This is a genomic window from Nocardia aurantia (assembly GCF_009604425.1).
Taxonomy (GTDB): Bacteria; Actinomycetota; Actinomycetes; order Mycobacteriales; family Mycobacteriaceae; genus Nocardia; species Nocardia aurantia.
Window position 1 is genome coordinate 620,584 of the sequence record NZ_WEGI01000001.1, and the last position, 13,015, is coordinate 633,598.

Here is a 13,015-nt window from a genome sequence, read left to right on the forward strand (position 1 = left end):
CCGTGGTTGAATGCACCCGACGACGAGAAAAGGCACGGTAATGACCGACGAACAGACAGATCCGCGGACCGACCCGGAGTGGGTGTTCCTGATCGATCCGGCCTGGCAGCCCGCCGAGGAGGGTGACCGCCCCCCGGCCGAGGCCGTGGTCGGTGGCTGGTTCGTGGACGCCGCCGGGGAGGTCGGCCGGTTCCATGCCAATCCGGACTACGAGCCGTCCACCGAGACCTCGCCCACCGATCCGGTCGACGCGACCCTGCAACTGGTCACCCAGGGCAAGGCCGGATCCGACGAGCTGATGTCGACACTGCGGGAGGCCGTGGTCGGCGTCGCGGTCGACGAGGACGACAATCCGGTGGTCGACGCCTCGCCGGACGGAGTGCCCTGTGTGCTGGTCACCACGGCGCCCGCGCACCGCGATCGCATCGAAGTGCAGCGGTGGGCCGAGGTGCACGCGGTGGAACTCGCCGCCGCACTGCCCGACGAGGGCATCGACGTGCTGCTCAATCCCGGCGCCCCGGCCTCGATGCGGCTGATCGCCTCGGCCGTGAAGGAGGCGTTCGAGGGGATGCCGATACCGGAGCCGGAGCCGGATTTCGCTGCGCCGCCGGAGGATCCGATCGGCATGCTGTGCGAGTCGATCTCCTACGTCGGCGAATTGTCCGACGAGATGATGGGGCACGCCGCCGACGATCTGATCGACCGGGTGAGTTACCCGGCGACGGTCGAGGAGTTCTATCCGGCGCTGCGGGAGGTGGTGACGGCGGGCGCGGTGCCCGGCGAGGCACTGGCCCGGGTCGGTGACCACGACGAGCCGGAGGTACTGGATTTCCTGAGCCGGCTGACCACCGAGCTGGAACGGCGGCAGCCGTGGCCGACACCCGCGCTGGTCATGGTCGACGGCCGGGACTGGCCGTCGCCGGGGGCGAGCGTGCCCATCGCGCAACTCGACGTCCCGCGCGACGAACTGGAGACCGCGGTGCACGCGCGGTTCACCGCCACCGGTGACGTCCCGTTCATGGTGCTGCGGTTGCGTTCCGGGCAGGTGGTCGGGCTGGCCGGTGACGGCGGAGCGGAGCAGTCCCGTTTCACCTTGCTGCTGCCGGATCTGCCGGACGGCATGGGATCCGCCGATGTCATCACCTACCTGGCCAGATATACCGGGCTGGAACCGGTGGCCCTCGGCGCCGGGCAGTAACAGCACCCGGTAACGGGCAGCGTCGACCGTGGACCCGAGATGATCGAGTTCCCCGACAGCCTGAAATGGGTCGGCTGGCTCGTCGGCATCGATCCGCCGGACGGCAACGAGGATCTGATGTTCGACATCGGCCGTGCCTGGAACGAAGCCGCGAAACAGCTTCAGGCACAAGTCGATCCGATCGCCGCCGCGAAATCCGCCGCGACCTCGGCCTATCCGGCCGGTGAGGGCGCGGACACCATCGCGCAGATGTTCGCCGAACTGCTCCAGGGCGACACCTCGCTGGCCACGCTCGCCAAGGCCTTCGACGAGATCGGCAATGCCGCTTTCGATTTCGGCACGAACATCCAGGAGGCGAAATGGATGATCATCGCGTCGTACATCCTGCTCGCCATCGAGATCGCCTGGGCCTGGATGTTCCCGCCGACCGCACCGGCGGTGGAGGCCGCGGCCGTGGCGGGCACCCGATCCGGCCTGCGCTGGCTCGAGGACGTGACGATCGACAAGATCGCGCAACTGGTCCTGAAGTTGCTGGGCCGCAGCGCGAATCAGCCGTGGACCAAGCTGGTCGTGAAGAACCTCGCCACCTACGCGGTCAAGGGCGCGGTGTCCGGCATCCAGGCGGTGCTCGTGGACGTCATCGTGCAGGGCGCGCAGATGGCCAACGGCACCCGCCGGCACATGGACGGCAACGAGGTGCTGGTGTCGTTCGGCGCCTCCTACCTCGGCGGCATGATGGGCCGCGCCGCGGGACACTGGGGCGCGATCGGGTTCGATGCCTCGATCGGCCGCTTCACCAACAACTTCGGGCGGGTCAGCGGCGCGTTCCGGGGCGTGATGGTCGGTGCGTTCGCCGGTGAGGTGAGCGTGATCGGCGGCGCGATCGGGTCGGCGCTGAACAGCGGCGACTGGCAGGGCGCGTTCAGCCCGGAAAGTCTGCGGGTGGGCGCGATCGGCGGCGCCTTCCGCGCCATCGGCCCCGGCATCGTCCGCGGCGGCGTCAGTCTCGCCCGGGTGCCGAGAACCTCTGCGGAGCACGGCTTCCGGCGGCACTTCCAGGTCGACGCCGAGGGCAACATCTACACCCGGGCGACCGAGGTGGAGGGCGCCGTCGGCGTGACGAACAACGCCGGGCTCGTGCGCCCCAATCCCGTGGCCCGGCCGGCGGTCAACGGCGCGCCCACCCCCGAGCAGCGCCGGCAGACGGCCGCGTTCGACCGCCAGGACGCCGCCGCACTGCGAAACCACGAGGCGCAGGTGCGCGCCGTACAACCGCTGCTCCGGGCCCAGCCGGACCCCGCCGTCGCGAATCCGCCTCGCGCTCAGGCCCTCGGCGATCCGGCGGGCCTGGCCACCGCGAACCGGCAGCCCGCCTGGGGGATGCGAATGGGCGGGCGCGCAAGAGATTTCGAGAACGAGGCGATCGCGACGCAGCGCACCGCCGACGCGGCACAGGTCCGGGCCGACACAGCGCAGCAGCGGGCCGACGGCCAACAGGCCCGTGCGACCGGCGCCCAGGCCGGCGTGACCCGCGCCCGCGCGGATCTGGTTCGCAGCCAGCGGCAGGCGCAGCAACTCCAGAATCAGTTGCAGACCGAACGGGCGCGACCGGCCCCCGACCCCAACCGGGTCGCCGACCTGCAACGGCGTTATCAGGCCGCGCAGAATGTGCAGGCCCGGGAGATGCAGAATCTCACCAACGCCCAGCGCAACGTCACCAACCTGCAAAGGCAGGCGGATCACGAACAGGTTCGCGCCGACGGCGTGCAGCGGCAGGCCGACGCCGCGCAGCGAGCCGCCGACCGGGCGCGGATCGTCCGGATCAATCGCGACACGGTCAACACCAGAGCGGATGCCGAGCGCACCAAGGTCTCCGCGCCCGGCGCCGACGAGGACACCTGGTGGAAGCGCGGGCTCATGGGCAGCGAACGCCTCGGCAAGCGTTACGGCGCGGGCGGCCCCGACGCGGACCGCTACATGACCAAGGGCACCGAGGTCCGCAGCAAGACCCGCCCGAAGCTGGAGAAGTACGTCTTCCCGATGATCGAGGAGTACCACGCGCCCGAAGCGCCACCCGAATCCGCCTGGGGGACAGTGGACTCGGGCACCGGAACGGGTTCGGGCGGGACCTCCGATTCCGGTTCGGGCACCGGCACGGGCGGCGGCCCGGATTCCGGATCCGGCAGCGGTGGTGGTTCAGGTTCCGGCGCGAGCACCGGTTCGGGCGCCGGCTCCGGCTCGGGCCACGATTCCGGTTCGGGTTCCGGTGCCGGTTCGGGCTCGGGCCACGATTCCGGTTCGGGTTCCGGTGCCGGTTCGGGCTCGGGCCACGATTCCGGTTCGGGTTCCGGTGCCGGTTCGGGTTCCGGCCTCGGCTCGGGCTACGGTTCCGATTCGGGTTCCGGTGCGGGCAGCAGTTCCGGCGCGGGTTCGGATGCGGGTTCCGGTTCGGGTTCCGGCACCGGGCACGGTTCGGGCCTCGGCCACGACTCCGGTTCCGGCTCGGGCGGTTTCGGTCACAGCTCCCATACCGGTTCGGGCTCAGGCGGATTCGGCCACGGCTCTCATACCGGTTCGGGCTCAGGCGGTTTCGGCCACGGCTCTCATACCGGTTCGGGTGGCGAAGGGCCCGGCCGAGCCGGACCGGGATCCGGCGGCGTCGAAGGCCCGGGCCGCGCGGGTCCGGGCGCCGGTGGAGGTCCCGGTCCGGGTGGCGGTGGCCCCGGCGGTGGCCCTGGTGGTGGTGGCTCGGGGCCCGGCGGTGGTGGCCCTGGTGGCGGTGGCCCCGGTGGCCCGGGTGGCCCCGGTGGCCCCGGTGGCCCGGGTGGTGGCGGTGGCCCCGGTGGCCCCGGTGGTGGTCCCGGCCGCGCCGGCCCTGGGGGCGGTCCGGGCGGTGGCTCTAATCCTGTTGGAGGCCCGGGCGGTTCGGGTGCCGGCGACCAGAGCCCGGGCACCGGCCCTGCTTCAGGCGACGGACACGGTCATGGTCACGGGTCGGGCTCAGGCGTCGGTTCGGGATCCGGCTCGGATTCCGGAAGCGGAAGCGACGGGCAGGGCGACAGCGATCAGCCGGACGATTGTGACGACCAGGGCGGTAGCGGTCCGGACGATTGTGATGACCAGGACAGTGGCGGTCCCAACGATTGTGATGACCAGGACAGCGGCGGTCCCGACGATTGTGATGATCAGGGCGGTAGCGGTCCGGACGATTGTGGCGATCCGGGCGGTAGCGGTTCGAACGGCGGAGAGGACTCCAGGGATCCCGATCATCCCGACGATGACGACGGCAGCCTGGACGACGGCAGACACGGCGACGACGGTCACCGTCACCATCGCGGCCATCACCACGCCGACAGCAGCCACCACGACGACGGCCATCACCACGCCGACAGCAGCCATCTCCACGGCGGTGGCCATCACCACGGCGACGGCGGCCATCACCAACTCGACGACGACCGCAGCCGTCACCACGGCAGTGGCAACAGCCGAGGTGACGGCAGCGGCAGCACCGCCGGCGATGTCCCGAGCGACACCCGTGGATACCACGGCGGTGCCGGCGGGGGATCCGGCGAAGGTCACGGCTCGACACACGATGGTGGTTCCGACCCGAATCCACCTGCCGGCTCGGGTAGCGGCAACGAGGGTCGAGATGCCGGCGGCCCGGGAGATTGTGGTGGCGAGCACAATCAGGGCTCGGGCAACCTCGGATCCGGCCCCGGCGGTCGAACCGGGCCCGTTATTCCTGGCCGCGATAGCGGCGAGTCTGAAAGTTCCAGCAGTACATCGGGTTTCGATGACGGCGGCCGTTCGGGCAACCGGGCCGGTACACCCGCAGACGGCGACAATCCCGATATCCTGTTCGACCCTGGGAATCTGATGCTCTGACCCGTCGGTCGTGAACCGGTGACCGGTGACAGACGGCCCGGCTGTCAGCCGCGAACCGGCGCCCGGAAGCCCAGGTGATCGGACCCGCCGATTGAGAACCCGGCTATCGGACCCGTCGGCTGGGAGGCGGTTTTCGGTCCGCTCATTGGGAGGCGGTTCCTGGATCGTCGGGTGTGAGGCGGTTTTCGGCTGGTTGGGAGGGGGTTCCCCGGACTGCCGGGTGGGAAGTGGCTCTCGGACCGCCGGTTCGAAGCGACGATCGGATCCCCACCGGCCGCGCGGAGATGCCTCGCGGACCGAGAAGCGCTGTCCCACCGAATGTTAAGACGCTGTTTCGTCCTGCGCCACCGGTGCCTTCGGACCGGGTTCGACGCGCGTGCGACCGTGACCCGGTAGCCGAGTGAAGAGGGGACCATGGCGCAGGAAATCATCATTCAGCCGGAGGAACTGCGCACGGCCGCAACGGAGATGGAGGCTGCGGCGACCGCCGTGCACGCGGCCGTCACCACCCTCTACGAGACGCTCACCAGGCTCGGTGACCCGATCAGCGTCACCGAGACCACCGCTGACGGTGTCCGGACCGGGACCGTGTCGGCCAACGCGAGTTCGAATCCGCCGTGGGGCCATGATTCCTACGCCAAGAAGTTCGCCAACGGCGACCAGGGTTACACCAAGGCCAGCGTGAATCTGCTCCAGGGCGGCTACGACATGGCCGCTACCCTGGCCGAATTCGCCAAGGGGATGCACCAGGCGGCCGAGGGCAGCAGTGACACCGAGGATGTCTCCACCAGTGCATTCAGCGGCGAATGAACCTGTTTCGCGTTCTCGGATGACCTGCTTCGCGTACTCGAGCCCGCGGTGATCCGAGCGTAGGGCAATGGGCCGGGACGTGGGACCGGGCGACCGGTCGGCGTCGGAATCGACCGGCCGGCAACGGTTCACAGTGGCGGTAGGTGGCTGATCTGGATCAGTTCCCGGCCCCGGCTGCGGGACACCAGCATGCCGCGGCCGGGTGGGTAGATCGCGGGGCGTACGTCGCCGAGCAGGACGCCCTCGTCCTTGGGCGTGCTCATCAGGATGCCGTCGACCGACATGTCCTTCATCGGCCCGAGCACGTTGTCGTAGAGCGCGCGGCTCGCGCCACCGGCGCGGCGGGCGATGATGAGGTGCAGGCCGATGTCGCGGGCCTGCGGCAGCAGTTCGATCAGCGGTACCAGCGGGTTGTTGGACGACACCATGTCGTAGTCGTCGACGATGACGTACACCTCGGGCCCGGTCCACCAACTGCGTTCGCGCAGCTGCGCGGGGGTGATGTCGGCGCCGGGGATGCGCTGCCCGACGAATCCGGCCACCTCCTTGATGGTGCCGATCGAGGTCTGCGACGAGGTCGAGTACCCGGCCAGATGTTTGCCCTCGATCGCGCCGAGCATGGTGCGCCGGTAGTCGATGAGGATGATGCGGGCCTGACTGGCATCGGAGTTCTCCACGATGCCCATCGCGATGTTGCGCAGCAGCGTGGTCTTGCCGGAGCCGACGTCGGCGAAGACCATCAGGTGCGGTTGTTCCTCGAAATCCAGGACCATGGGCTGCAATTCGGATTCGCCGAGGCCGATCAGCACGCGCCGGTGGTCGAGGACCGTGTTCTGTTCGCGCGCCGTCGCGAGCACCCGCTCGCGGGGCAGCTCCAGCGGCAGCATGCGCACCGGGGGGGCCTTCCGGTCGCCGTACATCGCGGCCATCCCGGCCTTGGCGGCGGCGACTCCCTCGGACAGGGTGGACGGGTCGACCGACGAGTCCAGTCGCGGCAATCCCAGCAGCATGTGCAGTTTCTCGCGGGTGATACCGCGGCCGGGCCGGTTCATCGGCACGTTGACGGCGGTGCGGCGGTCCATCTCGGAATCGGACGGATCACCGAGCCGCAACTCGATGCGGGTACCCACCTGATCCTTGATGGCGGCGCGGATCTCACCCCAGCGGTTGGCGCCGAACATCACGTGGATGCCGTAGGACAGGCCACGGGCGACCAACTGCTGGACCGCGCCCTCCAGCGCCTCGTAGTCCTCGCGGAAGCCCATCCAGCCGTCGATCACCAGGAACACGTCGCCGAACAGGTCCTCCGACAACGGATCCGCGGCCCGCTCGGCCGCCGGCTTCGTGGCGAGGTCGGCCTTGAGCCGGCGGAAGTCGCGCATGTTCTCGATGCCCAGCCGCAGGAACCGGGCCTCGCGCTGGCGCAGCAGCGCGGACAGTTCGGCGATGGTGCGGCGCACCCGGTCGATCTCGAGCCGGCTGGCCGCCGAACCCACATGCGGCAGATCGCCCATCGAGGCCAGGGTGCCGCCGCCGAAGTCGAGGCAGTAGAACTGGGCCTGCTCGGGGGTGTGGGTGGCCGCGGCGGCCATGATGATGGTGCGCAGCGTGGTGGACTTGCCCGACTGCGGGCCGCCGACCACCGCGACGTGCCCCTGCGCGCCGGACAGGTCGATGGTGAGCACGTCGCGCTTCTGCTCGTAGGGCTTGTCGATGATGCCGATCGGCATCCACAGCTTGCCGTGCCGGTTGCCCGGTGCGCGCCAATCCGGTTCCGGCAGCAGCATATCCACGGTCGGCGAGACGTCCAGCGGCGGCAGCCACACCTCGTGCGCGGGCCGCCCGTGCCCGGTGAGCCGCTCGACGACCACCTGCAGCAGCGTGCGTTCCACGCCGCCGGCGACCGGCGGCGGATCCGCGAGCAGCGCGTTCAGATCCGGCAGCGCCACCTCGACCGGTTCGGCCGGCTTCTCGGGAACCGTGGCGGCGACGGTCGCGGCGGTGAACACCTCGACCGTGCCGGACGCGGCCGTCACCGCGCCGCCGCCGCCGGAGGTGCTGGTGACCGGCGGCGTGTACGGGCCGGAGACGTAACTGGCGTTGAACCGCAACGGTTCCGCCGCATCGCTTTTCAGGTAGCCGGCGCCGGGCTGGCTGGGCAGGTGGTAGGCGTCGGTGATGCCGAGTACCTGCCGGGATTCGCTGGCGGAGAAAGTCCGCAGGCCGATCCGGTAGGACAGGTGGGAGTCCAGGCCGCGCAGCCGGTTCTCCTCCAGTCGCTGCGAGGCGAGCAGCAGGTGCACCCGCAGCGAGCGGCCGAGGCGGCCGATCATCACGAACAGGTCCGCGAAATCCGGTTTCTGCGAGAGCAGTTCGGAGAATTCGTCGACGATGACGAACAGCGCCGGCAGCGGATCGAGCTGGGCGCCGTTGGCACGGGCCTTCTCGTATTCGGTGACGTTCGCGAAATTGCCCGCGGCGCGCAGCAATTCCTGGCGGCGGTTCATCTCGCCGGCCAGGGCGTCGCGCATGCGGTCCACCATCGAGAGTTCTTCCTCGAGGTTGGTGATGACCGCGGCGACGTGCGGCAGCGGGTCCAGGCCGAGGAAGGTCGCGCCACCCTTGAAGTCGACCAGCACCAGGTTGAGCAGGTCGGGGGAGTGTGTGGTGACCATCGACAGCACCAGCGTGCGCAGGAACTCCGATTTACCGGAACCGGTTGCGCCGATACACAATCCGTGCGGGCCCATGCCGTTCTCGGCGGATTCCTTGATGTCGATCTCGACCGGGGTGCCGTCGGGGGTGATGCCGATCGGCACCCGCAACCGTTCCCGGGTCGAGCGCGGCCGCCACACCACATCCGGATCGATGGCCGTCGCGTCCGGGATCCGCAGCAACGACATCAGGCCCGGATTGGCGACGGTCTCGTCACCGAGGTTCACGATCTGCGCGGCGGAGGCGATCCGGTAGCGGGACATGCCGCGCGCGAAGGTCGCCGCCTCGGCCGGGCTGACCCGGTCGGGCCCGGCGAACTTCTCCACCGTGCCGCCGGTGCGCGCGCCGATGATGCTCTCCTCCACCACCAGTTGCAGGCCGCGGCGCACCGCGAGGCCGGTCTGCGGCGCGGTCAGGTCGAGGACGGTCACCGAATCCAGCCCGGCGTCGCTGACGGTGCGCTCGGCGCCGTTGACGTAGCCGTCGTCGATGACCACCACCAGGTGCAGCCGTCCGGGGGTCGGCGGCGCGTTGCGCAGGAACCGGCCGCGCTCCTGCAGATCCTCGGTGAGCGCGGTCTCCAGTTCCGACAGCGACTCGTAGACCATCCGGCTGCTGCCGATGCCGTCCTTGTCCCGCGGATGTTGCAGGTGCGGAAGCCATTTTGTCCACGCCCAGTCCTCGGAGTCGGGTTCGGCGGTGACGATCGCGAACACCATGTTGTCCGGGCCGTGGAAGATGGCCAGTTCCAACATCATCGAGCGGATCAGCGCGCGGCTGTGCACCCGCGGGCCCTCGATGTTGATGGCGGGGAAGGCGCGCAACGAGATCGCGGTGGGCAGGCCGTGCACGACGGAATGCGTCCGGACGAACCGGCGCAGTGCCACCGTCGACACCGGCTCCAGATCCTCCAGCGGACCGGTCTCCGGCCGCGCCAGCTTGGTGGCCAGCCGATGACTGCCGATCCCGATTCGCACATGCCCGAAATCGGGGTCGCCCGGCCGGCGCTCCCACATCCGCCGGGTGCCGATGAGGGCCTGCAGGTCGACCGGGTGCGGATGACTCCACGCCAGGGCCAGTCGCTGGGCCTGACCGGTGTGCCGGACATCCTTGCGCACCTGGTCCAGGTAGCGGAAGTAGTCCTTGCGTTCCTCGTTGAGCTCCGCCGGCCGTTTGCCGTTGCCGCCGCTGCGGCCCGCGAACATGCCGACCATAGACATCAGCATCATCATCGGGAACATCATGGTCAGCGGATTGCTCAGCATGGTCCGGCCGCCCATGGTGAACATCAGGCCCATCATGCCGACCGTGCCGACGATCATCACCAGCGGCATCAGCCGCTGCCACAACGGATTCGGGATCGGCGCGGTGATCTCCGGCGGCGCGTTGAGGATCACCTCGCCACCGGGCGAGCGGGGTGGCGCGATCCGGGCCAGCCGGACGAAACCCAGGGTACTCATGGCTATTCCTCGGTCGGGGTGCGGTCGGCGCGGGTCACAGGTCGTCGTCGCCGGGCAGGACGAGCGGGCGGCGGTGTTCGCGGCGGAACGGGATGGACACCGCCATCACGACGGCCAGCAGCGCCAGACAGATCAGCGCGCCGCCGACGCCGATCCGCAGCGGCCACGGATCCACCCGCGGCGGTGGCAGCGGCGCCGGAATGGCCCGGCCCGCCCCGGCCGCGCGGACGTCGCCGGGCGCGGGCAGGACCGCGGACAGTGCGGCCACCGGATCGATCAGCCCGGCGCCGATGCGGTCGTCGCGGCCGGGTCCCGGCCCGTGTGCGGTGCGCACAATCCGGTCCATGACCTGCGGCGCGGTCAGCGCGGGAAATCGGGAACGCACCAGAGCGGCCACCCCGGCGACGAACGCGCTGGAGAAGCTGGTGCCGTCGACCGGCGCCACCGGCCCGTCGGTCTGCGGGGTGCCGTTGACCAGGCCGGTGCCGCCGGGGGAGCTGTCCAGCGACATCAGGTTGCTGCCCGGCGCGGCCACCGAGACCCACGGCCCGTACAGGGTGTACGGCGAAGGCGCCCCGTCGAGTTCGACCGAGCCGACCGACAGCACGTACGGCGCGAACCAGGCCGGGGTCGCGATGGTCTTGACCGTATCCCAGCCGGCGGTGCCGTTCTGCGCCTTGCACGCGCCCTGGCTCTCCAGGTTGCCGGCCGCGGCGACCACCACCACGTCGTGGTCGTAGGCGTACTTCAGGGCGGCGCCGAGGGCGCCGTCGGCGGGGTTGTCGCCCGCGGAGGTGCAGGACACCTCGGAGATGTTGATGACGGTGGCGCGCATGTCGACCGCGTGCACGATCGCGAAGGCGAGGGTGGTCACCGTACCGTAGCCGCCGGCCGACATCCGGCCCTGCTTGTCGGCGCTGGAGGTGCCCTTGACCTCGTAGGCGAGGCTGGTCTGGCGGATGCTCAGGACGGCCGCGTCGGGGGCGACGCCGGAGAATCGGTCCTCGGGCGCGGGATGTCCCGCGATCAGGCCGGCCACCAGGGTGCCGTGGCCGTCGCAGTCGGTGGTGCCGTCCGAGTCCGACACGTAGTCGCCGCCGGGGACGAGCGACAGCCGGGGATGGTTGTTCACGCCGGTATCGATGACGGCCACCAATTGCCCTGCGCCCCGGCTGAATTGCCACGCCTGTTGCAGGCCCAGCGCCTTCTGCACGGGTGGCTCGGTGACCGGGGCGTTGCCGGTCCAGACCGGATGCGAGCAGACCAGGTGCTGCTGGCTGGGTTCCGGCGGCCGCACCGGCGCGCCGAGCACCAGCGCGTTCGGGTCGACCCCGGGCGGCCCCACCGCCTGCGCGCCGGGCATCGGCCCGCAGATCAGCAGCGCGACCACGCCCAGGGCGCACCCACCGCGCACGGCTGCGCCGGCGCGCTGGAAACGTGGTGCGCGACTACGCATTGCGGGCCATGCCGTAGATGTCGAGCACCCAGAAGGCCAGCGGTCCGATCACGCAGATGAAGAAGTATTCGAGGATCTCGCCGAACCGCTGCACCACCGGTGAGACCTCGACCCGCGGGCCGACCACCCCGAGCAGCACCGCGCCGGCCGAGAACACCAGCAGCGCACCGGCGGCGGGCAGCGCCAGCCCGTGCTGCCGCAGCCCGAGCAGGATCGGCAGGGCGACCAGGATCGCGCACCCACCCACCACCAGCGCCCCGGCCTGGGCCATGTCCGCGAACGCGCGGGCCCGCCGGGCCAGCACCAGGCCGGTGGCGACCGCCAGAGCCGCTCCCTGCCAGCGATGTTCGGGCGTGGCCGCCGTGAGAAGCGCACCGGTCACGACGGCCAGCACGATGCCGATCACCATGCCGGACTGGTATTCGTTGGCCAGTTTGGAGCGCAGGCCCAGCCCCGCCGCGGACGGGATCGCCGTCGCGCCGATCGCGCCGATGCCCTCGATGGTGGGCCGCTGTTCGTGGTCGCGCGGGTCGATGGCGCCACCGGCGGTCGGCACCGGGGGCACCGGCAGCCGGGCCGTCGCGACGGCCACCCGCGGCGCGAGCGTGATGCCCAGCAGGCCGCAGATCACCGCCACCGCACCGACTTTCGGGGCGTCGACGTGCCAGACGGCCATGACCCCGGACCCGGCGGTGCCGAACACGGCCGCCGTGATCAGCGTCGCGAACATCGCCGTCCCGGTGTTCACCAGGCGCAGCACCGGCACCGTCAGCAGCAGGGTAGCGGCGCAGCCGAGCAGGACGTGCGGGGTGCCGAGATCGCCGGGGACCATCAGCGCGGCCCCGGTTCCGGTGAGGATGAGACCGCACAGCGAAAGCGCGGTGGCCGTGCGGGTGTCGGCGTACATGCGCGCGGCGAGCGTGGCGGCCACCAGGGTCAGCAGGCCGGCGCCGAGACCCGTGGCGCCGGCCGCGATACCCCAGCCGTGCACGGTCGCCACGACCAGCAGCAGGGCCACGCCGAGGCTGCCCGCGATCGCGGCGCCCAGTCCGGTGCGCCCGGCGGCGTCGGAACTCCAACCGTGGAAGGAACTTTCGGTGAGTCGCGCGACCGCGTCGATCACGTCGTCGAACAACGCGGGCGCCTCGACCGTGTCGATCGTGCGCAGCACCAGCAGTTCGCCGTCGAAAACCTCTGCCTCGGTCAGTGATCGGTGCGGTTCGATCGGTTCGTGGCCCAGCCGGGACAATGTCCAGTGCTGTGCCTGCAGCGGGCCGCCGCTCTCGTCGTGTTCGGACAGATCCGGATTTCGGGATGCGATGATCTCCACGACATCCGGGATGAAATTGGCGATCGGTATCGCGGCCGGCAATGCCATGTCGACCTGTGTGTTGCCGCCGATAATCGAAACCCGGCACAGCTGTGGCTCGATAGCCGTTGACTCGATCACTGGACGTACTCCCGATGTCATGCCGGTCGTGCGTTCTGCAA

At 70.3% G+C, this 13,015-nt stretch carries 6 protein-coding genes; 3 read left to right on the forward strand and 3 right to left on the reverse strand.

Annotated elements, in window-relative coordinates:
* Positions 1-40 precede the first annotated feature (40 nt).
* The 3 genes from NRB56_RS02550 to NRB56_RS02560 all read left to right on the forward strand — a co-directional run bounded on the left by NRB56_RS02550 (position 41) and on the right by NRB56_RS02560 (position 5,893).
* A complete protein-coding gene (locus NRB56_RS02550) occupies positions 41-1,198 on the forward strand; it encodes a type VII secretion system-associated protein (RefSeq protein ID WP_194290696.1) in 1,158 nt (385 codons plus the stop codon).
* Between the two features lie 39 nt (positions 1,199-1,237).
* Entirely contained in the window at positions 1,238-5,083 is a 3,846-nt protein-coding gene (locus NRB56_RS02555; protein WP_153338803.1) for a WXG100-like domain-containing protein, read from the forward strand.
* 414 nt (positions 5,084-5,497) lie between these two features.
* Complete coding sequence (locus NRB56_RS02560; RefSeq protein WP_153338804.1) at positions 5,498-5,893, forward strand: hypothetical protein; 396 nt, start codon at positions 5,498-5,500, stop codon at positions 5,891-5,893.
* A gap of 128 nt (positions 5,894-6,021) precedes the next feature.
* On the opposite strand, the gene eccCa is transcribed toward NRB56_RS02560, so the two are convergent.
* The 3 genes from eccCa to eccD are packed head-to-tail and all read right to left on the reverse strand — an operon-like array spanning position 6,022 to position 12,995.
* Positions 6,022-10,068 carry a type VII secretion protein EccCa gene (gene eccCa, locus NRB56_RS02565; protein ID WP_153338805.1) on the reverse strand — a complete coding sequence of 1,349 codons (4,047 nt, stop codon included), beginning with the start codon at positions 10,066-10,068 and terminating at the stop codon, positions 6,022-6,024.
* Positions 10,069-10,102: 34 nt separating this feature from the next.
* Positions 10,103-11,524, reverse strand: a complete 1,422-nt coding sequence (mycP, locus tag NRB56_RS02570) for a type VII secretion-associated serine protease mycosin (protein ID WP_227837070.1) — start codon at positions 11,522-11,524, stop codon at positions 10,103-10,105.
* Positions 11,517-12,995 (reverse strand): type VII secretion integral membrane protein EccD, encoded by a 1,479-nt coding sequence (eccD, locus tag NRB56_RS02575; protein WP_153338806.1) that lies wholly within the window; start codon positions 12,993-12,995, stop codon positions 11,517-11,519. The genes mycP and eccD overlap by 8 nt, the downstream gene beginning before the upstream one ends.
* Positions 12,996-13,015: the final 20 nt, after the last annotated feature.